The organism is Burkholderia sp. 567, from assembly GCF_040545115.1.
Lineage (GTDB): Bacteria > Pseudomonadota > Gammaproteobacteria > Burkholderiales > Burkholderiaceae > Burkholderia > Burkholderia ambifaria.
Genome location: NZ_JBEPLG010000004.1, coordinates 298,545 through 324,289 on the forward strand (window position 1 = coordinate 298,545; position 25,745 = coordinate 324,289).

Annotated in this window: 18 protein-coding genes; 6 read left to right on the top strand and 12 right to left on the bottom strand. The window is 67.1% G+C overall.

Annotation, left to right across the window (positions count from 1 at the left end; genetic code table 11):
* Nucleotides 1–53: 53 nt before the first annotated feature.
* The 7 genes from ABIC50_RS14750 to ABIC50_RS14780 all read right to left on the bottom strand — a co-directional run bounded on the left by ABIC50_RS14750 (nucleotide 54) and on the right by ABIC50_RS14780 (nucleotide 10,801).
* Nucleotides 54–1,247 carry an MFS transporter gene (locus tag ABIC50_RS14750; RefSeq protein ID WP_354164944.1) on the bottom strand — a complete coding sequence of 398 codons (1,194 nt, stop codon included), beginning with the start codon at nucleotides 1,245–1,247 and terminating at the stop codon, nucleotides 54–56.
* A gap of 185 nt (nucleotides 1,248–1,432) precedes the next feature.
* Nucleotides 1,433–1,855 carry a DUF3331 domain-containing protein gene (locus tag ABIC50_RS14755; protein ID WP_192719659.1) on the bottom strand — a complete coding sequence of 141 codons (423 nt, stop codon included), beginning with the start codon at nucleotides 1,853–1,855 and terminating at the stop codon, nucleotides 1,433–1,435.
* Nucleotides 1,856–1,877: 22 nt separating this feature from the next.
* The gene (locus tag ABIC50_RS14760; RefSeq protein ID WP_354165268.1) at nucleotides 1,878–2,726 is read right to left on the bottom strand and encodes an SDR family NAD(P)-dependent oxidoreductase; all 849 of its coding nucleotides are present in this window, start codon (nucleotides 2,724–2,726) and stop codon (nucleotides 1,878–1,880) included.
* A 382-nt stretch (nucleotides 2,727–3,108) separates the two neighbouring features.
* A complete protein-coding gene (locus ABIC50_RS14765) occupies nucleotides 3,109–4,239 on the bottom strand; it encodes a sensor histidine kinase (protein ID WP_354164945.1) in 1,131 nt (376 codons plus the stop codon).
* Nucleotides 4,240–4,374: 135 nt separating this feature from the next.
* Nucleotides 4,375–4,758, bottom strand: coding sequence for a response regulator transcription factor (locus ABIC50_RS14770; RefSeq protein WP_175672982.1), 384 nt, complete (start codon nucleotides 4,756–4,758; stop codon nucleotides 4,375–4,377).
* A gap of 227 nt (nucleotides 4,759–4,985) precedes the next feature.
* Complete coding sequence (locus ABIC50_RS14775; protein ID WP_012372787.1) at nucleotides 4,986–5,630, bottom strand: response regulator transcription factor; 645 nt, start codon at nucleotides 5,628–5,630, stop codon at nucleotides 4,986–4,988.
* Nucleotides 5,631–5,743: 113 nt separating this feature from the next.
* Nucleotides 5,744–10,801: a trifunctional serine/threonine-protein kinase/ATP-binding protein/sensor histidine kinase gene (locus tag ABIC50_RS14780; RefSeq protein WP_354164948.1), complete on the bottom strand. Its 5,058-nt coding sequence runs from the start codon at nucleotides 10,799–10,801 to the stop codon at nucleotides 5,744–5,746.
* A gap of 546 nt (nucleotides 10,802–11,347) precedes the next feature.
* Here ABIC50_RS14780 and ABIC50_RS14785 point away from each other — a divergent pair.
* Both ABIC50_RS14785 and ABIC50_RS14790 read left to right on the top strand, forming a co-directional pair.
* Nucleotides 11,348–11,584, top strand: a complete 237-nt coding sequence (locus ABIC50_RS14785; protein ID WP_354164951.1) for a DUF4148 domain-containing protein — start codon at nucleotides 11,348–11,350, stop codon at nucleotides 11,582–11,584.
* A gap of 406 nt (nucleotides 11,585–11,990) precedes the next feature.
* Entirely contained in the window at nucleotides 11,991–12,422 is a 432-nt protein-coding gene (locus ABIC50_RS14790; protein ID WP_229083238.1) for a universal stress protein, read from the top strand.
* 65 nt (nucleotides 12,423–12,487) lie between these two features.
* Here the strand turns inward: ABIC50_RS14790 and ABIC50_RS14795 are convergent, their stop codons facing one another.
* From ABIC50_RS14795 to ABIC50_RS14805, 3 genes are all read right to left on the bottom strand, one after another.
* Complete coding sequence (locus ABIC50_RS14795) at nucleotides 12,488–12,928, bottom strand: DUF3331 domain-containing protein (protein ID WP_124663095.1); 441 nt, start codon at nucleotides 12,926–12,928, stop codon at nucleotides 12,488–12,490.
* Between the two features lie 96 nt (nucleotides 12,929–13,024).
* Complete coding sequence (locus tag ABIC50_RS14800) at nucleotides 13,025–13,414, bottom strand: BON domain-containing protein (protein ID WP_011660645.1); 390 nt, start codon at nucleotides 13,412–13,414, stop codon at nucleotides 13,025–13,027.
* Nucleotides 13,415–13,652: 238 nt separating this feature from the next.
* Nucleotides 13,653–15,065 (bottom strand): GAF domain-containing sensor histidine kinase, encoded by a 1,413-nt coding sequence (locus tag ABIC50_RS14805; RefSeq protein ID WP_354164954.1) that lies wholly within the window; start codon nucleotides 15,063–15,065, stop codon nucleotides 13,653–13,655.
* Between the two features lie 332 nt (nucleotides 15,066–15,397).
* On the opposite strand from ABIC50_RS14805, the gene ABIC50_RS14810 reads away from it, so the two are divergent.
* Genes ABIC50_RS14810 through ABIC50_RS14825 form a run of 4 tightly spaced genes read left to right on the top strand, consistent with a single transcriptional unit; the run spans nucleotide 15,398 to nucleotide 21,096 of the window.
* Nucleotides 15,398–16,075 carry a TetR/AcrR family transcriptional regulator gene (locus ABIC50_RS14810; RefSeq protein ID WP_006751159.1) on the top strand — a complete coding sequence of 226 codons (678 nt, stop codon included), beginning with the start codon at nucleotides 15,398–15,400 and terminating at the stop codon, nucleotides 16,073–16,075.
* A 57-nt stretch (nucleotides 16,076–16,132) separates the two neighbouring features.
* Complete coding sequence (locus ABIC50_RS14815; protein ID WP_354164957.1) at nucleotides 16,133–16,987, top strand: FAD binding domain-containing protein; 855 nt, start codon at nucleotides 16,133–16,135, stop codon at nucleotides 16,985–16,987.
* Nucleotides 16,968–19,790, top strand: a complete 2,823-nt coding sequence (locus ABIC50_RS14820; RefSeq protein ID WP_354164960.1) for a molybdopterin-dependent oxidoreductase — start codon at nucleotides 16,968–16,970, stop codon at nucleotides 19,788–19,790. The genes ABIC50_RS14815 and ABIC50_RS14820 overlap by 20 nt, the downstream gene beginning before the upstream one ends.
* A gap of 28 nt (nucleotides 19,791–19,818) precedes the next feature.
* Complete coding sequence (locus ABIC50_RS14825) at nucleotides 19,819–21,096, top strand: MFS transporter (protein ID WP_354164963.1); 1,278 nt, start codon at nucleotides 19,819–19,821, stop codon at nucleotides 21,094–21,096.
* Nucleotides 21,097–21,194: 98 nt separating this feature from the next.
* Here the strand turns inward: ABIC50_RS14825 and ABIC50_RS14830 are convergent, their stop codons facing one another.
* Nucleotides 21,195–21,974 (bottom strand): GNAT family N-acetyltransferase, encoded by a 780-nt coding sequence (locus tag ABIC50_RS14830; RefSeq protein WP_354164966.1) that lies wholly within the window; start codon nucleotides 21,972–21,974, stop codon nucleotides 21,195–21,197.
* A gap of 146 nt (nucleotides 21,975–22,120) precedes the next feature.
* Nucleotides 22,121–25,642 (bottom strand): pyruvate carboxylase, encoded by a 3,522-nt coding sequence (locus tag ABIC50_RS14835; RefSeq protein ID WP_354164969.1) that lies wholly within the window; start codon nucleotides 25,640–25,642, stop codon nucleotides 22,121–22,123.
* Between the last annotated feature and the right edge of the window lie 103 nt (nucleotides 25,643–25,745).

Here is a 25,745-nt window from a genome sequence, read left to right on the forward strand (position 1 = left end):
CCATCGTCGCGCGTCGCGGCGGCAGACGGATTCCGGAACGCCGGCGCGTGCGTTCAGCAGGCCACCGGCAATACCCGCTTGCGGTGCTCGACGATCGACAGAAGCAGCGCCGCGAGGCCGCATGCGGCGATCAGTATCAACAGCATCGTCTTGCCCATGCTCACCAGCACCATGCTGCCGAGCGCGGGGAATCCGAATGCGCCGACGAAATACGACGCCACGAACCACGTCAACACCGCGTGCCGATGCCGCGCGTCGGCGCTGTTGACGGCCTGCGCCTGCACGATCGGATAGACGAGGCCATACCCGGTGCCGAGCAGCACGGCGCTGGCCGAATGAAGCAGTGCGTTGTGCGGCACGGCGAACGTCACGGCGACGCTCAGGATCATGAAACCGAGCAGGATCTGCGTCGTCGCGCTGACGCGGATCTGAATCACGACCGCGCCGAGCAGCCCGCGGATGACGACCACCGTGGCGGAATACAGACCGAAAAACGTTCCGGCCTTCACGCCGGGGCCCTGCGCCATCGACATCTGGAACGTCATCAGCCCCGAGAAGACGCTCGAGCCGAGCGCGATGATCGCGATCGGATAGATCGCAGGCGTGCGAAAGATCGCGCCCATCTCGCGAACCCATCGATCGCGCACCGGCAGCGCGACGGCGTGCGACGCCGGCGACAGGCGACCGAAACATTCCAGCATCACCGCGGCCGTCGCGCACAGCGCGCCGACCGTGCAGAACACCGCGCCCGTCGTCCAGTGCCAATTGCGAATCGCGAGTGCCGCAACGGCCGGACCGCCGCCGACGCCGGCCATCTGGAACGACCCGAACCGCAGGAACCAGCGCTCACGTTCGATATCCGCCGTGCGCTCCGCGATCATCATCGGCGCCGCGAGGCAGAAGCCGCCCCAACCAATGCCGACCAGCAAGCCGGGCACGACGCTCAGCGAGCCGGTGCGCGCGATCAGCGCGAAGCCGACGACGCCCGCGCCGACGACCAGCGCCGCCAGCGCGGTCGCCCGCGCGGCGCCGATCCGGTGCGCGCACCACGCGACCAGCGGCAGGCCGAGCAGCGCACCGATCATCGCTTCGGCCAGTGCGGCCCCCGTGTCGATGTCGCTTCCGCCCGCCACGCGGAAATGCATCGACAGCAGAAATGTCGCGCCGTAGCCGCATGCCGTCAGCAGCGCGCCGAGCAGCACGAACGCGGCGACGCGCGGCGACATCGTGCGTGGATCGGCCATCATGCTTCCCCTTGTTTCAAGATTCCGGTCGATTCGGGCGGCGGCGCGACAAGCTCGCCGCCCCCGGGCCATCGCAACATGATCCGCACAATCCGCAATCGAAGAAATGAACTGTTCCGATGATGCGCCGCATACGTTCGTATAGGCGCCGACGACCGCCCACCGTCCCGCACACGCGTGCGACGCGCTCAGGTATCGGCGAGCGACAGATCGGGACGCTGCGCGACGGTGGCTGCGAGGATCGTGAGCTCCCGACTGACCGGAACGCGCGCCTCGCCGGCGTGAGGGCGAAACACCGGGTCGCCGCGGCCGATGCAACGCCCGGTCAGTGCACAGACCGCCGCGCCGTCGGCGAACCCTCTGCTCCAGATCTGCTCGGTAGACTTGCCCAGACACGCGTCGCTCCACGAAACGCTGATCGCGCTGGCCGAGATCCGCCTGACGATCACGACGTTGACGGGCCGCCGCGCCGTGCGCGAACCCGTGCTTGCACGGCGCGGCCGGTGGCCGACGGCCCACTTCTTCGTGCACGCGTGGAGCTGCTCGGCGGACGGATCGAGCACATTCAGCAGCACTCGCGCGACGATGTTGTCTTCGGACAGCGTGATCATCTGCAGTCTCCGGCAGCCGGCTTCATTCGGTCTGCACCGGCGGAAACGAAACCGATTCGCTCAATTCGCGCCATTGCGCGTCCTCTTCCGCACGGAACCTTGCGGCCGCGCCGGCTACCGCAACCGCGTCGCTGCCCATCAGCAATCGCAAAGGCGCGGTCGGCGATCCGGCGATGCCGAGCAGCGCGCGGGCAATCCGCGCGGGATCGCCGGGTTGCGCACCGTCGATGCTGCGCAAGCGTGCCGCTACCGGTTCGATGATCGGCTTGTACGCATCGCTGATCGGCGGAATGGTCATCGACGAACCGGCCCAGCGGGTCCGCATCGATCCCGGCTCGACGATCGTGACCTGGATGCCGAAATCGCGCACTTCCTTCGCCAGCACTTCGGAGAACCCGCCCACTGCCCACTTGGCTGCCTGATAGGCGGCGAGCCCGGGGCCGCCGACTCGTCCGCCCACCGACGAGATCTGAATGATGTGGCCGGCCCGTTGCCGACGCATGAACGGCAGCGCCGCACGCGTGACGTTGCACACGCCGAAGAAGTTGACCTCGATCTGCTCGTGCAGCGCCTGGTCGGTGATGTCTTCGATCGACGCCAGATCGGCGTAGCCCGCGTTGTTCACCAGCACGTCGAGACGGCCGAATTGCTCGACCGCCAGACTGACGGCGCCGCGCGCCGCGTCCGGGTCGGTGATGTCCAGCGGGATCGCCAGAATCCGGTCGCCATATGCGTCCGTCAGGCTGGCGAGACGCGTCACGTCCCGCGCCGTTGCCGCCAGTGTGTGGCCGGCGGAAAGTACCGCCTCGGCAAGCTGAAGACCCAGGCCGCCGGAGCAGCCCGTGATGAACCAAACTTTGCTGTCATGCATTGTCGTACTCCCGGTCAATTGCGATCGACGTCCGGTCTTGCACACGTCGTGGAAACGGGTGTTCGCCGTGCGTCCGCGGGATCGCGGACTCGCCGAACCCGACGTCATGCACCATTGGGAGCCCACCATGTATCTCGTGTATGTCCGCGGCGTATCGGAATGTATCTGGCGGTACCGTGAGTACGACGCGGTGATCGCGCAATTTCCACGAAGAACGTCGCGCAGTCGATGCACGGCCTTCACAAATTAATTAATCATCTGGATAACTACACGATTTCGTGCGCGTTGTTGAATGGCTATATGAAATCGGACGCCGGCAGAGCATGGGCCGTTCATCGCGCATGTGTCGAGATTCGCGGCGAGCGGGCGACCGCTGCGTGCGTCAGGACAGATAGCGTCCGCAACGACAGGCGCGTGCCGGCTCGCACGCGACATCGTGTCCACCAGTAGCAGCAAGCGGCAACGTCACGCGCGCTTCGAGGCCACCGGTGCTGCGATTGTTCAGCTGCAGCTCGCCCTGCATCGCTTGCGTCAACCGCCGTGCGATCGCAAGTCCCAAACCGGATCCCGGCGCACGCGCCGCTGTCTGCGGCGCCCGGTACCACGGCGTGAACACCGCTTCCATCTCCGCCGGCACGATACCCGGCCCCGAATCCAGCACCGCAAGCATCACGCGCCGCGCATCGACGCGAACGCACAGGCGGACATCGCGCCCGTAACGCAGTGCGTTGTCGATCAGGTTGACGAGCACGCGCCGCAGTGCGTGCGGAAACGTCACGAGCGGACAGTCCAGCCGCCCGTCAAGCGCGACGGCAAGCCCCGCGTCGCGGTAGTTGTCGACGAGCGAGCCGAGCAACTCATTCACGTCGACGCTGCGCGGCGGCTCCGCCACGCTGCACTGAAGCCGTGCGCAGGCAAGGCTCGCGTTGATCAGCTCGCCCATCTCGGCAAGGTCGCGCTCCATCGCATCGCGCAACGTGCGATCTTCCAGCATGCCGCTACGCAGCATCACGCGCGTCAGCGGCGTGCGCAGATCATGCGCATAGGCGGCGAGCACATGCAGCAGTTCCGTTACGCGATCGGCATGCTGGTGATGCGCGCCGTTGATCGCGGCGGCCAGTCGCGCAATCGACGGCGTGCCGCGCTCGACCAGTGAACGGGGCAGCTCTTCCAGCCCATGATCCTCGAGTGCCGCGGCGAGTTGCCGGATTGCCGCGTCCAGCCGCAGCGCACGCAGCCACAGCACCGCCGCCACCAGCGCGAGCAGCGCGCACGTCGCGCTCGCCATCAGAAGATCGCGGTCGACGGCGGGAAGCAATGCATGCGCGAGCAAATCGCGAGCGTCGTACAGCGCTGCCGCGACGAACAGCACGCCAGCGACGACGAACAGCCGGGCCGGACACGCGACGAAACCGCGTGCATGCTCGCGGCAAGTGCGGCTGAAGTTGCGTATGGAGCGCGTGAGCCGAGCGTCAAACCAGGCTCCGGACGATAAGGTAGGAATGTTGGCCATCTACGTTCTCCTGTCGCCGTCGCGACGGACGGTACAGGGAACATGAAAACATGCGTGCGGGGGTTCGCACCATCAAACAAGCGGCCATCTACCCCCTACGAAGGTTTAGGTTGCCGTTGCGGCGCGGGCAGGCGATCAGCCGTATCCGAGCGCACGGGCGAGCCAGCCTTCGAGCTCCTGTGCGTCGATCGGTTTCTCGAGGAGACACAGCGCGGTGCTGGCCCGCGCGCGCTCGGACGTGCGAGCGCTGACGAACGCCGTGACGAGCACCGTAGGAATGCGCAGCCCGCGTGCTTCCATCCGGGCCAGCACTTCGAGGCCATCCATGTCGGGCATCTGGAGGTCGCAGATCAGGCACCGCGTGCGCGACACCGCGTCGGACGCCAGGAATGCCGGCCCCGACGCGAATTCGCGCGCCTCTCCTCCCAGCGAACGCACGAAACTTCCCGCGGCGGCGCGCACGAAGGGATCGTCGTCGACAATGGACACGAGATCGGAGGCTGAGAGTGAAAAAGGCATCCCTGCTTAATGACGAGGGGGACGGACCGGGCCCGTCCCGAGCACTGTTACCCAAGTTGCCAGCATACCGTCACACCGCGGCATCGCCATCATACCTACGTATGGGTAGGCCCGGCGCGGGTGCTTGGGCCGGTCGATGAAGGCTCCGGGTAAACGAGTGACGCTCGGGCTTTCCCAAGCCGGGCGCGCGGAGCACCGCGCCGACACGTTTCGCGCCCGTGCCGCCGCTAGCGCGACGGCACGTTGATGCCGAGTGCGGTCATCTTGCGCACGAGTTCGGCCACCGAGCGGCACTTCATTTTTCGCATCGCCTGGCTGCGATGAATCTTGGCCGTGATCTCGGCGATGCCCATGTTGCCCGCGACCTGCTTGTTCATCAGGCCCGTCGCGACGTGTTGCAGCACCTCGCATTCGCGCGGTGTGAGCGATTCCCAACACGCGCGCAGGTCGAGCAGCGAGTGATCGTCCTGCAGCCGTTTCGCATCGCGCTCGAGCGCCGCGATCACCGCGTCGATCATGTCCTGGTCGCGGAACGGTTTCGTGAGGAAATCCATCGCGCCGGCTTTCATCGCCTTCACCGTCATCGCGATATCGCCGTGCGCGGTGATGAAGATGATCGGCATCTGCGGACCGCCGCTCTCCGCCAGCGACGTCTGAAACGCGATGCCACTCTGCCCGCGCAGCCTCACGTCCAGCACGAGGCACGACGGTCCCGCGCCCTTCGGTGCCGCGAGAAACTCTTCCGTCGACGCAAAGGCGCGAACCTCCAGGTCGATCGATCGCAGCAGGCTGATCAGCGCGGCACGCACGAATTCGTCGTCATCGACGACGTAGACGGTGCGGCTGTTCCGATCAGGTGTCGCGTGGGGCATTCTGGTTTCCGGCATCGATATTCGCTGATGAATTTTCAGGAGTCACCGCTCAGCGGCTCAAACACAACAACGCGAAGCACCTGTCCGCCGGCTGCGCGCCGACGGACGACACATCATGGATCGACGCGCGGCAGCATCACGGTTGCGCGCGTACCGGCACCTTCTCGCGGCGACAGCGTCAACGTGCCGCCGTGCGCGTCCACGATCGAATGCGAAATGGCGAGGCCCATGCCCATCCCGTTCTCCTTGGTCGTGAAAAGCGGTTCGAGCAGCCGGTCCGCGATATCGGGTGCAATGCCGCTGCCCGAATCCTCCACGCTCACGCACACACTGTCAACGCCGTGCGCTTCGCACGCAAGCGAAAGACGACGCGCCGTCTCGAGTTCGGCCATTGATTCGGCGCCGTTCGTCAGCAGGTTGATCACGACCTGCTGGAGCTGGATCCGGTCGCCGTATACGTAGACGGGGCCCTCGTGACTGCGCAGCTCCAGCACCACGTCCAGCGTGTCGAGCTGCCGCGCGACGAGCGCCGCGGCCTCGCGCACGGCCTCGGCGAGATCGACCGTCGCAAACTGCGGCGCGGCCTTGCGGGCCTTCGCGCGCAGCGCCTGGATGATGCTCTTGGCCCGCGCCGCGCTCCGGTTGATGTGCTCGAGCATTGCCCGCGCTTCGCCGAGGTCGGGCGGTTCCCGGTTCAGCCAGCGCAACCCGGCGCTCGCCGACGTGTCGACGGCGGCAATCGGCTGTCCGATCTCGTGGACGATTGACGCGACGAGTTCGCCCATCGCGGTCAGCCGGCTGGCGCGCTCGAGGCCGGCCAGTGCGGCACGCAACTGTTCCTCGGCATGCGCGCGCTGACGGTTCTGCTCGAGCAGCTCCTCGTAGAGCCGCGCGTTCTCGAGCGCGAAAGCGGCCTGCGATGCGATCACCTCCACCAGCGCCGCCTTGGCCGCGGTAAACATCCGCGCCGCCAGATTGTTTTCCATATACAGCACGCCGACGAGCGTCGCATAACGCATCAGCGGCACGCACATCACCGAACGCGGGCGCCGACGGCGAACGTAGGCATCCTGACCATGAACCGGCGACTCCGATGCATCGTCGATCACCACGCCTTCCTGCGTTCGCGCGACCGCCTGCAGGACCGAGACGGGCAGCACGCTCGCCGTCAACGACACGGCCTCCTGCGTCACGACGATCGTGCCGTCGATCACGTCCGCGCGCGCCGGTACATGCCAGACGCCCTCGCGCAGCACCGCGAGCGCGCCATGCTCGGCGCCCGCGCTTTCGAGCGTCGTGCGCAACAGCGTTTCCACGAGACGCGCCGGCACGATGTCGCTCGCCAGCGCGTTCGACACGCGCAGCACCGCGTTCACGTCCAGTGCGTGCATCCGGCTCCCGACCGGATTGCCGGCGCCGGCATCGAATACATCGGGATGCGCGGCCTGCAACTCGCGCACCTTCGCGAGCGCCCCCCAACGCTGCCATGCGCTCAGCGCGTGGCGCAAATACGCGTGCGCGGCAATCGTGTCGCGACCGGCATGGAAGCGCGCCGCATACTCGGCCGCCAGCGCCTCGACCTGCGTGAAGCCATGCCTGCCCGCGTGCACCACGGCGCGCGCATAGGCTTCCGCGGCATCCAGCGGCTGCCCGTTCACGCGCGCGTGCTCCGCGCGCACCAGCTCGCGTCGCGCGACGAAGTTCTCCGGGCATGCGCGCGCCCAGACGTCGAGCTGCTCGACATGGCGCTGCAGCGCAGCCTCGTCGGACGCATCGCGGCAGGGCAGCGCAAGCAGCGCGAGCGCGCCGTAGAACGGCAGATCGGCCCGCTCGGCAAACGAACGCGCCGCATGCTCGCAAGCTTCCGCGTGCCGACGCGCGTCGAGCGCGTCCGGAAGATCGCCGAACAACAGTGCGGCCTGCAGCCGGTAGACCCAATACGCGAGATCGACCAGGGTCGGCGGCCGGCCCTCCGGCGGCGCCAACAGGTCGCGATCGTCGCGCTCGCCTTCCTGTAATTGCTTCAGCAGCATCTGCTGCGCGAGCAGCGCATCGATCACGAGCTGGAAATTCGCATCGCGCGCGATCGCAAGCCCGTGCGTCACCGTATCGCGCACGTCGCCGAGAAATTCGCCGGCGAACAGCATGCCGGTCGCCTCGTTGCGCTTGCAATAGAGCGCGAACGTATGGTCGCAGCACTCGACCGTGATCTCGAATGCCCGCGAGATATACGCGCGCGCCGAGCGCGCCGGCAACACCCACGGCACCACGATCGTGCCGTGCGCCATGTAGACGCGGCCGCGATACCGATCGAGCCCGCGCTCGTCGACCAGATGCAGCGCGAGCTCGCCAAATGCCAGCGACGCGGCGTAATCGCCGTAACGTACGCCGAAGATCTGGTTCATGCAGACGTAGACGTCGGCCGATGCGTCGGAATGGCCGTGCTCGATCGCCAGATTCACAGCGCGCAGCAGAATCATGTCGACCAGATCCTGGTCGGAATAGAGTGCCGGCGGGATCAGGTCGGCAAAGATGTCGACGATCGCGCGCTGCAGCGGATCGGCGATGATCGGCAGGTCGCGCAGCGCGTCGATCCCGTTGCGATCCAGCCAGCCGCGCAGGCGCAGGTATTCGCGATGAACGTCCGCGCTGTCCGGATGGGGCGGAATATCGATGCCGGCGCGCTTCAGGAACGCCAGGCCGACACCGAGCGCGAGATCGAAGCGGCCCAGCGCCGTGTACAACGCCGCACGCAGGCGCGTGAGATCCGCGCCGAACGTGCCGTCGCCGGCTACCCGCTCCAGCTCGGCGAGGCGCGCTTCGGCCGCTTCGAGCGCACCGGTCATGAACTCGGCCTCGCCGCACAGCATGCGCGCGTCGAGCCCGTCGTCGCTGGTGTCCCGCTCGCCGAGGAAATCGACGGCCGCGCGAAAGAAGCCGAGCGCGGAATGATGCGCGGTGGCGGCCCGGGCTTGCTGCCCGGCCTCCAGGTTCACGCGCGCGAACGCGCGGCGCTGCGCGGGTGTCGCGACCATCGTGCCAGCGAGGTTCGCCTGCGCGGCCAGCACGAAGGTGTCGGCGCAGGCCTCGCCGGCCGCCAGCAAACGGCACGCGATTGCATGATGCAGCGGCGCGCGCTCGTCCTCCGGGATCGACGCATACGCGGCCTCGCGAATGCGATCGTGCCAGAACGTCCAGTCGTCGCCGTCGCGCTGGACACTGCCGGCATCGAGCGCCGCCTGCAGCCCCTCGATCGCATCGGGCTCGCTCAAGCCGGCCGCCGTGGCCAGCAGGCGCGTCGACGCTCGCTGGCCGATGCAGGCCAGCAGGCGCAACATGAATCGTGCGGCGTCCGGCAGCAGCTCGAACTGCCGCGCCAGCATCATCGCGACGTCGTCGCCGCCGCGATGCGCGGCGATGCGCGCCATGTTCCAGCGCCACAGGCCGGCGCCCGCATCGTAATCGAGCATGCCTTCGTCGGCCAGCAGGCGCAGCAGATGATGCACGAAGAACGGATTGCGGCCGGTTCTCTGCCCGATCAGGTCGGACAACGGGCGAAGCGCATCGGTGTCCTGATGCAGCGCGTGGGCGATCAGCTCGGTCGTCGCGCGCTCGTTCAGCGGCCCGAGTTCCACCGTCAATGCATCGGGAACGTCGGCCAGCGGGCCGGCCCGCAACGGGTGACCCGCATCGATCTCGTTGCCGCGATAGGCGCCGACGAGCAGCAACGGCGTGTCGCGGTGTTGCTGCACCAGCCGCTCAAGCACCTGGATCGTGCCCGCATCGGCCCATTGCAGATCGTCGAGCAGCAGCGCGAGCGGACGCTCCGGCGCCGCGAAACACGCGATCAACCGGGCGATCGCTTGCAGCACGCGCTCGCGCTCCAGCCCGGGCGCCAGTTCGGATTGCTCCGGCGGCCCCGCTTGCGGGCCCAGCACCGCCGACAGCGCCGGCAGGAATCGCGCGAGCGTGCGTCCGACGGGCGCCACCGCCGTTCCGATTCGCGCGCGCCACCTGTCGAATTCGTCGTCCGCGCAACCCAGCACGAACTGCAGCAGCGGCGCCAGCGCCTCGGCAAGCATCGCGTACGGCGTGCCGCGACGCCCTTCCTCGCCCTTGCTGGTGGCCACGAGCAGCGCGCCGTCGTGCCTGATGCGCGCGACGGCCTCCAGCAGCAGCGTCGACTTGCCGATGCCCGAGTAGCCGGAAACCCATGCGACGCGCATCTCGCCACCGTCGGCGACGGCACGGTACTGCGCGCGCAACGCGTCGATCTCCGGTTCGCGGCCCACCACGTGATCGGCGTGCTGAAGACGCTGCAGCGCGGCGTGAACATCGAGCGCGAACATCGGAATGCGACCGTCGCGGCGCAGGCACTGCTCGCATCGCTGCAGGTCGGCGACGAGCCCCGCCGCTGTGCGGTAACGCTGCTCCGGCGCCTTTTCGAGCAACTTCACGACGATCCGCGAAATCTGCTCGGGTACGTGCGGGACGAGTTCGTGAGGGGCGCGCGCCGAATGCGTGGCGTGCGCGTGCACGAGCCCGGCCGCATCGGTCGCATCGAACGGCGGCACGCCGGTCAACTGCTCGTAGAGAATGCAGCCGAGCGAATAAAGATCGGCCCGCGCGTCGACACGCAGGTTCATGCGCGTGCCGAGCTCGGGCGCCGTATAGACGAAATCCGTGTCGTCCCCCTCGAGAGCGGTGTCGCGCAACGGGTCAGCCGCATCGGGGCCGATCGCATGGCCGAAGCCCGTCAGGAACGCACGATCGTCGTCATCCACGAGGAAGCGATGCGGCGCAAGCGCGCGATGCACGATACCGGCCGCATGCATCTCGCCCAGCGCGGCGGCGAGCGAAATCGCGCGCCGCAGAAACGCGGACAAACGCTGCTGCGGGATAGCTTCAACGGAGAGCGGCATCCCGCCCGGATCGGCCAGGACGAGCACCGCGCCGCCACCGTGCGACACGATGGCTTGCGGCACGGCGGACCAGCGTTCGTGCAGTGCCGAGCGCAATACATATTCGCGTTGCAGCGCCGCGACCGCGGACGGCGCCGCCGCGCCGCGCCCGGCGACGAGCACCGGCGGCGCATGGTCGTCGATTGCGCGGTGCAGCCGTGGCGGGCCGGGGCTCAATTCGATAAAGCGGCGTGTCGAAAGTTCGATCATGCGAATGCAGTAAGGAAACGGTGGCGTTCATCAGCTCGAACGCCGCTGGCACGGCGGCGTGGAGCACGGCATGCGACACCCGTGCCACCGGCCACGTGTTGCGGCGGGATGCCGGGTTGTATCCGTTCGTTCGAACCCGCGGTCGTGACGCAGGCCGCGGGGCGCACTCGATGTCGCTCGTGCGGTGTCGCACCTCACCGGCCGCCTCGCCTTCTTCCAGGTACCCGTGATAACACGCGAACCCGCCGATTATTCCAGCCCGATATCGTCAATGCAACAACGCGCGCCGGCGAATGCCTGCGCGTTGCCGAAGCGCACTCGCGTCGCGCCGTGATCGGCGCTTTCGTATCCGGATGTATCGCGTGTCCGCATCGATACATGACATTGCAAAACACCGCGCCGCGGACACATGCGGGATACCTTCGCGGCGCTCAATACAGATGCGACGGATTCTGACGACATTCGCGGGGCGGCCGGCGCATCCGGCTCCCGCGTTCGCCAGATACCGTGCATACCATTCGATCGACTCACCTTCCGGATTCCGACATGAAGACCTCAAGGATCACCTTCGCGCTCGTCGCGTTTGCTACCGCAGCCTGCGCCCATGCAGCGGCCCCCGTCGATTCGATGACGGCGAATCAAGATGCCGTCGCCACGACCCAATGGACACCGGCCATCGCGATGCCGACGGGAAAGACCCGTTCCGAAGTGCGTCAGGAGCTCGCTCGTGCGCGCCAGAGCGGCGAGCTCGACGCGCTCAGGAAACTCTATTCCGGCCATTGAAGCACCGACGTTGTCCGGAGGTCCGGCACGGGCAGGCGCAATGCTCGCCGGCTCGCGCGCGCGCTTCATCGGCCGGCCTCGCATCCGCGTGCGGGCGAAGCCACGAAGATGCCGGGATTCCTCCGCACGGCATGTGTGACCTACGCGTCGCATGACGTGCACCACAAGACGGGATATCGCATCGACGCGCAGAGCTGACGTCGACGCGCGACGTCGCGCGCCTGCCGATGTGAACCAACCGCGACACGATCGCCGGCCATGGCGATCGCATCGGAATAAACGATCGCCATCGCGTGTTCAGTGTTAGCAGTCGCGCCCGCTTCCGCGCACGTACCCGCAACCGGTGCCCGTCACGGGCGATCTCATTCCCCCGCCGCCAATATCGAAGATGTCATCGCTGTCCAGAATGCTGCTCGTCTATGACGGATCCCACGAAGCCAACGCCGCGCTCGCACGATGTGCGTCGCTTTCCCGCGCATTGTCGGCCACGGTCGACGTCGTCGCCATCGTCGACAATGTCACCGCGAACGCGCGGTCGGCCGGACTGCTCAGCGAGCTCGCCCATCAGCGGCTGGCGGAATCCGCGCATCGCGATCTTCAACGAGCGATCGACGACCTGACGGACCACGGCATCACCGCGCGCGGCTATGTCCGCTTCGGACGCGCGGCCGATGCCATCGCCGCACATGCGTCGACAGCCTGCGTGGACATGATCGTCGTCGGTTATCGTGCGCCCACCGGGTTCGCGCGCTGGTGGCGCGAGCCTCCCGTTCACTTCGATCTGGCCGAACGCGTGCCGGGTGCAGCGCTTGTCGTCGTCACGGTCGCGTCGACCTAGCGCCGCAGCGCATCGATACGCGCGGACGACGCGCGATCGCGTTCGTCCGCCGTTCTCCGGCCGACTTAATTCGCGTCGACCGCATCGATGCATGGCTGAACGGTCGCGGCAAGAATCATCCGCTGGCGGTTGCCGGGCAGACAGACATCGCTCCCGCGCGGACGAAACACCGGATCGCCGCGTTGGATCGCGCGCCCCGTCAGCGCGCAGATCGACGGCACGCGCGCGCGGCTCCTGCACCAGATTTGCTCCGCATACCGCCCTGAACAGGAGTCGCTCCACGAAACAGTGATCATGGACAACGACAAGCGCTCCATCACGGCTATCCTGGTAGGCGGCTCGCTGCGCGCACGCGCGTCGTCCTCGTTCCATTGACGCAGCCCGACGCGTCGCGCCTTGTATCGCGTGCGCTGCGCTCGCAAGCACACGCTGCGCTGTTCCTGCGAAGGATCCAGGACATTGATCAACGTGCGAGCCACGATGTCCGCTTCATGCAGCATCCCCATCACCTCTTCTCCCAATCAATCGGATCGATCATGTGAAAGCGGACGCACGAATCACCGACACCCCGTCATTCGGCCCCGCGATGCGCGCGCCCTCGCTCAGGCGCCCCCTTTCTCACGCAGCATCAGCTCGCTTTTCACCGACTTGACGCCGCGGATCTTCCGGGCCGATTCGACCGCGAGATGATCTTCGTCTTCGGTTTGTACCTGGCCGGCCAGCGTCACCTGCCCGGTCGCCGCATTGGCGAAAACCGTGATTGCTTGCCCTTGCAGCCCCTTCGTTCGCGACAGCGTCCTCTGAATCGACCGCGAGAACGTGCGATTGGCCGCACGCGTGGCCTTCTTCGTCTGGGCGGCTGTCGGGGTGGACGTCACCGCGGCATCCGTGCCCGCCGCATTGGCACTTTCGTCGGCAAATGCCTGCAGTTGCAGGCCAGCGAGCAGGACGGCCGCGAGGCCGCCATTCAGGATGACTTGTCGAATTTTCATGATGGGTTCCTCGGGTTGCTGGTATCGAATGGCACGCAGGTTCCGGCCGCATCGCGAAGCCGACTCGATCACCTGTCGCCCGAGTCGTCACCGATGCGATTCGTGTACCGGTGGAACCAGAATAAGGCGCTGCGTCGACGGCATCCATAGCATCTGAAGCTAGCTGCACAACCCGTCAGGATAGATGGCCGCATACGTTCGTATAGGCTGCGGACATGGCTGCACGCGTCGCCGCGCATCACGCCGCCCGAGGCGCGGCCACTGCACCGTCAATCGAAAAACGCGGGAGCGTCACCATTGCGCGCGTGCCGCCTTCCGCGCGCGGCGTCAGTACCAGTTGACCATCGTGCGCGTCCACGATCGACTTGCAGATGGAAAGGCCCATGCCCATCCCGCGCGGCTTCGTGGTGAACAGCGGTTCGAAGATGCGTTGCGCCACCCGCGGATCGATGCCGTCGCCGCTGTCGTCGATCCGGATACGCAAGCCATCCTGAGCGGCCTCGCACGCCAGCACGAGTACGCGGCGCTCCTCCGGGATGCACAGCATCGATTCCGCGCCGTTCATCAGCAGGCCGATGACGGCCTGCTGCAACTGAATGCGTTCGCCGCGCATCGGCATCGGAGAAGCGAGCCCGTCGACGCGCAAGCGCACCTTCATCGCGTCCAGCGTGCTTGCCATGATCTCGGCCGCCTCGGACAGCGCGTCGGCGAGATCGAACGTCGCAAAGGCGGGCGCTTCGTGCCTTGCGTTGGCGCGCAGCGCGCGGATGATGGTGCGCGCACGTTCGGCGCACGCGCAGATGTGGGCGAACATCTCGCGCGCGGCGTCGAGGTTCGGCGCGGCGCGATCGAGCCACTTCAGCCCCGCGCGCGCGGACGTATCGATGGCCGTGATCGGTTGCGCGACTTCATGCACGATCGAAGCCGCCAGCTCGCCGTACGCCTTCAGCCGATCCGCACAATCCGCGTCGGAAGGCGTATCGCCGATCCTTGCCGCGATGCTGTCCGCGCGGGCCTGCCGGGCGGCAAGCTCGTCGTGCAGACGCAGGTTCTCCAGGACGAAACCGGCATGCAGCGCAAGGATCTCGACCAACGCGGCGTTCGCCGGTGTGAAAACGCCCGGCAAATCCCCGTGTTCCAGATACAGCGCACCCAGCAATGCGCCATTGCAGCGGATCGGCACGCACATCACCGAGCGCGGCTTGCGACGGCGCACATAGTCGTCGGTCCGCCAATGGTCGGCGGCGCAGGCGTCGCGCAGCACGAGCCCGTCGCGCAGATGCACGGCGGCGGCAATGATCGGCACCGGCAACCGGTCGGCCGGCAGCCGCTCGACGTGCGACGGAGGCGCCGCCGTCGCGCTGGCGGCTGCCTCCCAGGCGCCGTCGCGCATGACCGCAATCACGCCCCACGTCGCCGCCGTGCCCTGTATCGCGGCCTCGAGCAATGTCCCGACGCGCGTCGCGGGCGCGACCTCGTCCGCCATCGTGTGGGAAAGCTGGCGCAACACCTGCACGTCCAGTGCGAGAAGCGATTGAGACATGAGTTCCTCGATGACCGGGGTCATTTCAGGGCCGCTCGGGCCGGAGAGCGATTTCCAGGTAGTCCGCGCAGCGAAAGCGCTGCAGGAATCGTCGAGTTCGTTGTTCATTCGTCTATCTCCTGCGTACCGGGTTGCGGCCTCTGCCAACCTGAAATTAACGTTTCATGTAGTGAGTACTCCACAAACGAATGTTAGCAGCAGTTTCTCGAAATAAAAATATGAAGATAGCGGAATTCGTTCGCGGCGGCGCGGGATCGGCTGTGTAGCGCGGATACAAGCCATTGAATCTACACGGAATTTATGTCAGGTTGCGGATACGAGAAGAGTTCCGTAGAATTCGAAGTTCATGTAGCGTTCCCTGTACGAAAGTTTGCGGGAACGCCGCCCGTGCAAGTTTTTTCAGGCGGCATGGCCCGGTTGGCGGCCGCCATAGGAACGGTATGGCTCAAGCAGCAAAAGGCAAGACTGTGCGTGGAACCGGCGTCCGGGAGGCGGCGGCGCAGGAAACCCGCGACAAGATCCTGCACGCGGCGACCAAGGTCTTCGCGCGCTACGGTTACGAAGGCGGCAGCGTCGAAAGGATTTCGCGGCTGGCGAAGTCGTATGACCGGATGATCTATTACTACTACGGGAGCAAGGAGGGGCTGTTCGTTGCGGTGCTCGAAGGCATCTACCGACGGATGGACGAGGCCGAGCTCAAAATGGCGCCCGATGCTTCGAACCCCGTGGAAGCGCTCAAGTCCGTGATTCGCTTCAAGCTGGACTATTATTGGCGCAATCCGGATTTCATCACGCTGCTCAACACGGAGAACCTGCACAAGGGCAAGCACTTGTCCAAGCTCGAGCGCCGGGGCGAGTACTCGTCGCATGCGGTAGAGATCATCGCGAAGATTCTCGAGAACGGCGTCGAACAAGGCCTGTTTCGCACGGGCCTCCGGGCGCGCGACGTTTTCCTGCTGATCATCTCGACCGCGTATTTTTATACGTCGAACCTGTATACGTTGTCCGCGTTCCTCGGAGAGGAGCTGAACGCGCCGGATGCCGTGCGCCATTGGGAGACGTTCGTGATCGACAGCGTGCTGCGGGTGGTCCGCAAGGACGCGTCGATCGATGCTTGAGCGTGTGCCGGCGCCGCTGTCGACCCTCGTGACCATCAAGATGCAGGCCCTGTTGCGATGAACTATCTTCGCGCCCACACCATCGACGAAGTGCTCGGCCGGCTGGCGGCCCAGCCGCGGCCGCGCATCGTGTGCGGGGCCACCGATGCCTTCGCCGATATCGGCCTCGTGCCCGCCCGCTCGGCATGGGTGGATATCAGCCGCGTCGACGCGTTGCGCGCCATCGAGCAGCACGACGGCATGATCCGCATCGGCGCGGCCAGCACGTGGGACGCCATCGCGCGTACGACCTGGCTGCCCGTGGCGCTGACGGCGGCCGCCGCTTGCGTCGGCCCCCGGCAGATTCGCGTCCAGGGCACGATCGGCGGCAACGTGTGCCATGCGTCGCCGGTGGCGGACGGCATCCCGGCGCTGCTGGCGCTCGACGCGCGCGTCGAGCTGGCGAGCCTGCGCGGCGTGCGCCGCCTGCCGTTGGCGGAATTCCTGCTCGGCAACGGCCGGACCGCGCTGCACGCGGACGAACTGCTGGTCGCCGTGCAGCTTGCACCACCGCACCCGCACGACCTGACGTCGTTCATCAAATGCACGAATCGCGACGGCTCGGCGATCGCCGTCGTTTCGGCCGCCGCGCAATTACGCGTGAGCGCGGACGGCACGGCCGACGCGGTCGCCGTCGCGATCGGCGGCGCATCCGACGTGGCGCGCCGGATGCCGGCGCTCGAGGCGGCACTCACGGGCCGGCGGCCCGACGAACTGGCCGGCGCGATCGCGGCGGCACCGCTTGCCGAGCTGTCTCCGGTCGACGACTGCCGGGCGACCGCGTCGCATCGCATTCATCTCGCGCGGCTGGCGGTCACGCGCGCTTTCACATGCTGCATCGAGGAGAACGCACGTGGCGCATCCACTGCCTGATCAGCTGGCCGACGTTCGCGAAACCATCGCGGGCGGCAGCACGCCGGTTTCGCCGGAACCGGACTGGTTCGAGCTCAACGGCACGCGGCGAAGCCTGCCGGCCGACCACTCACAGCGGCTCATCGAGCATCTGCGCGCGGACCTGCGCCAGTTCGGCACCAAGGAAGGTTGCCGCCAGGGCGATTGCGGCAGCTGCACGGTGATCGTCGACGGCGACGCGCGCTACGCGTGCCTGATTCCGGTCGGCCAGGTCGCGGGGCGCCGTGTCGTCACCGTCGAAGGCCTCGCCGAAGGCACCCGCTGCGGCGGCCGCCTGCAGCACGCGTTTCTCGCGCATCAGGCGGTGCAATGCGGCTTCTGCACGCCCGGCATGCTGACGGCCGCGGCGGCGGCGATCGATGCCGGCGAGGTGAGCGACCGCGCCAGTGCGCGGGCCGCCATCGACGGCGTGCTGTGCCGCTGCACCGGCTACCAGAAGATCGTCGACGCGGTGACCGAGGCGGGCTGCGGCGCCGCCGCGCGATGCGTGACGCCTCCTCCGTCCGAAGGGCCGTCCGTCGGCGTACCGCTCACGCGCCTCGACGGCCCGGAAAAGGTCGACGGAAGCCAGCGTTTCGGCGCCGACGGCTATCCGGCCGACAGCCTGTTCCTGCGCGCGGTTCGCAGTCCGCATCATCGCGCGCGTTTTGCGTTCGGCGACCTCGACGCATTCGTGCGCGCCCATCCGGGCGTGCACCGCGTCCTCACCCACGCCGATGTGCCCGGCATGAATCTGCACGGTGTCGCGACCCCGTACATGGATCAGCCCGTCCTTCCCGAGACGGAAGCGCGCCACCATCTCGAGGCGGTGGCGCTGGTGGTCGGCGAGCGCGCCGCCATCGCGGCGCTCGACCTCGACTGCTTTCCGGTGAACTGGGAACCGCTGACGCCAGTGCTCGCGATCGCCGATGCGGTGCTCGACGACAGTCCGCTGCTGCACGCCGATCGTCCCGGCAACGTGCTGATCGAGGGGCACGTGCGCCGCGGCGACCCGGAACGCGCGATGCAACGCGCGCGTCACGTCGTGAGTGCAACGTTCGAATCCAGTTTCGTCGAGCACGCGTACCTGGAGCCCGAGGCCGGCTGGGCGCGACGCGTGGGCGACACGATCGAAATCCATTCGTCCACGCAGGCGCCGCATCCGCATCGCGCCGATCTCGCCCGCATTCTCGCGGTCGCGCCGGAGCAGGTGCGCGTCGTGGCGACCGCGGTCGGCGGCGGTTTCGGCGGCAAGCTCGACATGACGGTCCAGCCACTGCTCGCGATCGCGGCCTGGCATCTCGACAGGCCCGTCGCGATGGTGCTGTCGCGCGAGGAATCGATGGCCACGTCGACCAAGCGCCATCCCGGCCGCATGACGTCCAGCATGGCCGCCGATGCCGATGGCCGGCTCCATGCGGTGACGTTCGACGCCGACTTCAATACCGGCGCGTTCGCGTCGTGGGGCACGGCCGTCGCCAACCGCGTACCGGTGCATGCCGGCGGCCCGTACGTCATTCCCCACTATGCGGCGCGGGCCCGTGCAATTCATACGCACGTGACGGCCGCGGGCGCGTTCCGGGGCTTTGGCGTGCCGCAAACGACGATGTCCCAGGAACAGCTCATCGACGAGCTGGCGTTCACGACCGGCATCGATCCGCTCGAATTCCGCGCGATGAACGCGCTGCGGCCGGGCGACACCCTGCCGACCGGGCAGGTGCTGGACGACAGCGTGGGGCTGGTCGCCTGCCTCGATGCACTGCGGCCGGCATGGCGTGACGCACATGCGCGCGTCGCCACGCTGAATGCGGCGGCGCCGGGCCATCTGCGTCATGGCGTCGGGATGGCGGCGTTCTTCTACGGCTGTGGCAACACCGCGTTGCCGAACCCGTCGACCGTCCGCTTCGGCATCCGGCCCGACGGCACGATCGTGCTGCACCAGGGCGCGGTGGACGCCGGCCAGGGCGCGAACACCGTGATCCCGCAAATCGCGGCCGATGCGCTGGGCGTACCGGTCGATCGGCTGCACTTCGTCGGCCCGGACACGTCGGTCACGCCGGATTGCGGTCGCACGTCCGCTTCGCGTCAGACATTCATTACCGGTCGAGCGGCCTTCCTCGCCGGCACGACGCTGCGCCACCGGCTGCTCGCCTTCGCCGGTGCGTCATCCGACGCGCGGATTTCGGCCGATGCGCGCGGTGTTGCCGTCGATGGAAAGGTACTGGATCTCCGGGCGCTGCCGGTCGATGCACACGGCTACGTCATCGCGGCCGAAGAGAGCTTCGATCCGCCAACGACGTCGCTCGATGCGTCGGGGCAAGGCTCGCCTTACGCCACCTACGCGTTCGGCGCGCAGATGGCCGAAGTCGCGGTGGACTGCGACAGCGGCCGCGTCCGCGTACTCAAGGTCGTGGCCGCGCACGACGTCGGCAAAATGGTCAATCCGACGCTGCTCGAAGGACAGATCGAAGGTGCGGTGGCGCAAGGTATCGGCATGGCGCTGATGGAGAAGTACCACCCCGGGCGATACAACAATCTGCACGACTATCTGATTCCGACGGTGCATGACATGCCCGACGTGCAATCGATTTTCATCGAGGCGCCGACGGCCGTCGGCCCGTATGGGGCAAAAGGTATCGGCGAGCCGGCGCTGGTCCCCACGGCTGCGGCCATCCTGAATGCGATCCATCACGCAACCGGCGTACGCATCCGCCAGGCCCCGGCCACGCCGGATGTCGTGCGTGTCGCGCTCGCGGCCCACCGCTCGCCATCCGCGCGCCGATAGCGCCGTTCCCCACCCAGCGAACAACACGATGACGCCAACAAGAAATGCCGAGGAAGTCTCACTGCGGGCCGGATCCGGCTCGTCCTGGTACGCGGAACTCGATCCCGCCGGCAAGCGCGCGTTCAAGGCGTCGTTCGCCGGCTGGGCCACCGATGCGTTCGACTTCATGGTGTTCAGCTTCGTGCTGGCTTCACTGATCGACCTGTGGGGCCTCGATCGTGGCAAGGCCGGCCTGCTGAGCACCGTGACACTGCTTTTCTCGTCGGTGGGCGGCTGGATTGCCGGCATCCTCGCGGATCGCTACGGACGGGTCAAGGTACTGCAAGGCACGATCCTGTGGTTCTCGGTCTGCACGCTGGCGATCGGCTTCGCGCAGAACTTCGAGCAGATCTTCGTGCTTCGCGCGCTGCAAGGGCTCGGGTTCGGCGGCGAATGGGCGGTGGGCGCCGTGCTGATCGGCGAGATCGTTGCGCCCGCACATCGCGGCAAGGCGGTCGGGCTGGTACAAAGCGGCTGGGCGATCGGTTGGGGTTGCGCGGCGATTCTCTACAGCATTGCGTTTTCCGTGCTGCCCGAGTCGCTGGCGTGGCGCAGCCTGTTCTGGGTGGGCATCGTGCCCGCCCTGCTCGTGCTCTACATCCGCAAGCACGTGCCGGAGCCCGACGTGTTCGTGCAGGCGGACGCAGCCCGGAAACAAGGCGCGAGCCAGCCGTCGGTGTGGGCGATCTTCTCGCGTTCGCAGGTGCGACGCACCGTCCTCGCCGCGCTGCTGTGCACGGGCATCCAGGGCGGCTTCTATGCGATGTCGACCTGGCTGCCGGCGTTCCTCAAGATCGAGCGACACCTGTCCGTGCTCGACACCAGCGCTTACCTGTTCGTAATTATCGTGGGGTCGTTCTGCGGATATGTCGTCGGCGCGTACCTTTCCGACTTCTGGGGACGCCGGCGCAACTTCATGCTGTTCTCCGCGCTGTCCCTCGTGTCGGTGTGCCTGTACCTCACATTGCCGCTGTCGAATGCGCAGATGCTGTGGCTCGGCTTTCCGCTGGGTTTTTCTTCATGCGGGATCTTCAGCGGGGTCGGCGCCTACCTGACGGAACTGTATCCGTCGAACTTTCGCGCGAATGCGCAAAGCTTCACGTACAACTTCGGCCGCGGCATCGGCGCGCTGTTCCCGAGCCTCGTCGGGATGCTGAGCCATTCGCTCGGTCTGGCGCTGGCCATCGCGATCTTTTCGGGCGCGGCCTATGGCGTGGTGCTGTTGGCGGTGCTCCTGTTGCCGGAGACGAAAGCGCGATCGCTTTGATGGTTGGCGATGGAATGAGCGTCGTTCGACGCCCGGCGAATTCGCCGGGCGCTGCCCGGACGACGCGAGCGATTCCCGCCTGCGCCCGCCCGCGTCACTCAGCCACCGACGTACACCTGCCACTCCTCGCCGCTGGTAAAGCCCATCGACTCGTACACGTGGCGCCCTGCCGGCGTGCAATGCAGAAACGCGGTATGCGCGCCGGTCTCGAACGCGGCATCCAGCACCGCCTGCGTCGCAGCCCGCGCGTAGCCTCGTCGCCGATAGGCCGGTAGCGTCGACACATTGAATACGCCGACCTGAGCATTGCGCACGACGCCGAACGAAGTCGCGACCGGCATCCCGTCGACCTCCACCCAAAAGCCCATCATGCCGTCGGCTTCCAGGACGGCCGGCGCGCTCAGTCTTCGAAATACGCCTTCCGGCGCCTCATAGCCCGCGGCAAGCGCGCCGTTGTACCGTTCGCTGTCCGCTGCCGTGACGCGCCGCACGACCACGTGCCCGTCGCTGTTCGCCGGCACGGCGGCGCGCGCGAGCCGCTTCGTCATGAACGGCAACGCGACGCGTTGCGACAGGCCATGATCATCCGCGATCCGCGCGATCTCGTCGGCGTGCGTGCTCGCATCACGGGTCTGAATGCTCCACGGCACTGCGCACGTGCTGAACGCGTCGGAAAGCAGCCGGATTTCGTCGACATCAGGCTGACGCGTCATGCTGATGACCGCGTTCAGCACGGACACGGGCGCGCCACTGTAGATCGCCTTCGTTCCATGCGCGCCGCGTTCGACGAAACCCACATCCTGCAAGCGGCAAAACGCGTCGATCGACGCGTGCCACGCGGCCACGGAAGCATCCAGCAGTTCGGTCGGAGAAGTCATTTCGGTCCTGAAGTCGGTGGCTGATATCCATCGACAACACTCGAGCAAACCGATTCATTCCGAGCCGGCACGCGGATGCCATGTGTGAGACCTGCCGCGAGCCCGGCGCGTTGCGATTCCCGGCACGCTCAGCATCACGACAACCCTCACTGCGTCGGGTCTTTCAACTCGATCAGCAGATCCTTCGCCGCGACCCGGTCACCCGGCTTCACATGCACGGCCGCGATCTCGCAATCGCGCTCTGCCGCGATGTGCGTTTCCATCTTCATCGCCTCTAGCGCGAGCAGCGTCGTGCCGGCCGTCACGCGCTGTCCCGGCTGCACGACGACCGTCACCACCGAGCCCGGCATCGGCGCGGCGACATGCAGCGGATTCGCCGGATCCGCACGCTGCAAGCCATGACGCTCCTTGCCCGCCTGCACGACCGTCTTCTGCTCGACGAGCGCGGAACGCGACTGGCCGTTCAGCTCGAACAGCACCTTCACGATGCCGTCCTGCGCATCGGCGTGCTGACCCTGCAGCGACACGAGCAGCGTCTTGCCCGGTTCGATGTCGATCGCCGCTTCCTCCTGCGGCTGCAGCCCGTACAGGAACGCCGGCGTCGGCACGACCGACGTGTCGCTGTACGCGCGAACGTGCGCGTAGTAGTCGACCGTCTGCTTCGGATACATCAGATAGGAAGCGAGCTGCCGATCGTCGAGCGGCTGCTCGCAGGCGGCCTCGGCCTGCGTGCGTACCGCGTCGAGATCGACCGGCGGAATCTGGTCGCCGGGACGATACGGCGCCGGCGGCTCGCTCTTGAGCACCTTGCGCGACAGCTCCGCCGGGAAGCCGTCCGGCGGGAAGCCCAGCTCGCCCTTGAACAGCGACACGACCGACTCGGGGAACGCGAGGTCCTTGTCCGGGTTGCGCACGTCGTCCACGCTCAGGTCGTTCGCGACCATCATCAGCGCCATGTCGCCGACCACCTTCGACGTCGGCGTGACCTTGACGATGTCGCCGAACAGGCGGTTCACGTCCGCATACGCGCGCGACACCTCGGTCCAGCGATGATCGATGCCGAGCGAGCGTGCCTGCTCGCGCAGGTTCGTGTACTGGCCGCCGGGCATCTCGTGCCGATAGACGTCGGCCGTGCCCGCGCGGATCTCCGATTCGAACGGCGCGTAGTAGCGGCGCACGCCTTCCCAGTACATCGACGCTTCGTGCAGGCGGTCCGCGTCAAGCCCCGGATCGCGCTCGCCGCCGGCCAGCGCGGCCGCGATGCTCGACAGGTTCGGCTGCGACGTGAGGCCGCTCATCGCGTCGAGCGCGCCGTCCACCGCGTCGCAGCCTGCTTCGACCGCCGCGAGCACGGATGCTGCGGCGATCCCGCTCGTGTCGTGCGTATGGAAATGCACGGGCAGCCCGGTTTCCTCCTTCAGCGCCTTCACGAGCGTCGCGACCGCCTTCGGGCGGCAGATGCCGGCCATGTCCTTGATGCCGAGCACATGCACGCCGGCCTGCTGCAACTCGCGCGCGATGCCGACGTAATACTTGAGGTCGTATTTCGAACGCGACGTGTCGAACAGGTCGCCGGTGTAGCAGATCGCGCCTTCGCACAGCATCCCGCTTTCGCCGACCGCATCGATCGCCACGCGCATGTTGCGCACCCAGTTCAGCGAGTCGAATACGCGGAACACGTCGACGCCGGCGCTTGCGGCCTGCTGCACGAAGAAGCGCACGACGTTGTCCGCGTAGTTCGTGTAGCCGACCGCGTTCGAGCCGCGCAGCAGCATCTGGAACAGGATGTTCGGCACGCGCTCGCGCAGCAGCGCGAGGCGCTCCCACGGGTCTTCCTTCAGGAAGCGCAGCGCGACGTCGAACGTCGCGCCGCCCCAGCATTCGAGCGAGAACAGTTGCGACAGCTCGCGCGCGTAGAACGGCGCGATCGGCAGCATGTCGGCCGTGCGCATGCGCGTCGCGAACAGCGACTGGTGCGCGTCGCGCATCGTCGTGTCGGCCAGCAGTACCTGCTTCTGATCGAGCATCCACCGCGCAAATTTCTCGGGGCCGAGCTCGCGCAGCCGATCGCGCGTGCCGGCCGGAATCGCCACGGCCGTATCGATCTTCGGCAGCACCGGCTTCGGCAACGGCAGCGCCGGCAGCGCGCGACCGTTCATCTCCGCGTTGCCGTTCACGTTCAGCTCGCCGAGATAGCGCAGCAGCTTCGTCGCGCGATCGCCGCGCTTCGCGAATGCGAGCAGCTCCGGCGTCTTGTCGATGAAGCGCGTCGTCACTTCGCCCGCGATGAAGGCCGGATGATTGATCACGTTCTCGAGGAACTGCAGGTTCGACGTGACGCCGCGAATCCGGAACTCGCGCAGCGCGCGATCCATCCGGTGAATCGATTCGGCCGCCGTCGGCGCCCAGGTCGTCACCTTCACGAGCAGCGAGTCGTAGTACGGCGTGATCACCGCGCCGCCATAGGCCGTGCCGGCATCGAGCCGCACGCCGAAGCCGGCCGCGCTGCGGTACGCGGTGAGCCGCCCGTAATCGGGCAGGAAGTCGTTCTCCGGATCCTCGGTCGTGATCCGGCATTGCAGTGCGTTGCCGTTCAGCGGAATCGCCTGTTGCTCCGGCACGCCGGCCGCGCGCGCGACGAGCGCGCCGTCGGCGTCCGTCGCATCCTCCGCCAAGCCGATCCGGCCGCCTTCGGTGATGCGGATCTGCGCCTTCACGATGTCGATTCCGGTGACCATCTCCGTTACCGTGTGCTCGACCTGGATGCGCGGATTCACCTCGATGAAGTAGAACTGGCCGGTGTCGGCGTCCATCAGGAATTCGACGGTGCCCGCGTGCGTATAGCCCACCGCACGCATCAGGCGCAGCGCGGATTCGCACAACGCGTGCCGGCTTTCGCGATCGAGATACGGCGCCGGCGCGCGTTCGACGACCTTCTGGTTGCGCCGCTGCACCGTGCAGTCGCGCTCGTACAGATGCACGACCGTGCCGTGCAGATCGCCGAGCACCTGCACCTCCACGTGCCGCGCATTGCGCACGAGCTTCTCGACATACACCTCGTCGTTGCCGAACGCGGCCAATGCCTCGCGGCGCGCGACGGGCAGCAGCGTTTCGAGATCCTGATCATTTTCCAGCACGCGCATCCCGCGTCCGCCCCCGCCCCAGCTCGCCTTCAGCATCAGCGGATAGCCGACTTCCGCGGCCAGCGCCCGGCACGCGTCGAGATCGTCCGGCAGCGGCGCGGTCGCGGGCATCACGGGCACGCCGGCGGCAATTGCCGCATTACGCGCGGCCACCTTGTTGCCGAGCGTGCGCATCACGTCGGGCGACGGGCCGATCCAGCGGATGCCGGCATCGATCACGGCCTGTGCGAAATCGGGGTTCTCGGACAGGAAGCCATAGCCGGGATGGATCGCGTCCACCTTCGCCTGCCGTGCGACGCGCAGGATGTCGTCGATGTCGAGATACGCGGCGAGCGGCTTCTTGCCCTCGCCGATCAGGTAGCTCTCGTCCGCCTTGAAGCGATGCAGCGCCAGGCGGTCTTCCTTCGAATAGATCGCGACCGTGCGGATGTTCAGCTCGGCGGCGGCACGCATCACGCGGATCGAGATTTCCGAGCGGTTCGCGATCAGGATGGACTGGATGGGGGTAAGCATCACGGCAGCCATGGGTAGTGAAGGGTTGAATTGAACGCGCCGATGTGCCGTCCGCCACGTGCACGCGTTACCGGTCGGCATGCGGAGCTTCGCATCGGTCGTTCGCGGCGGCATC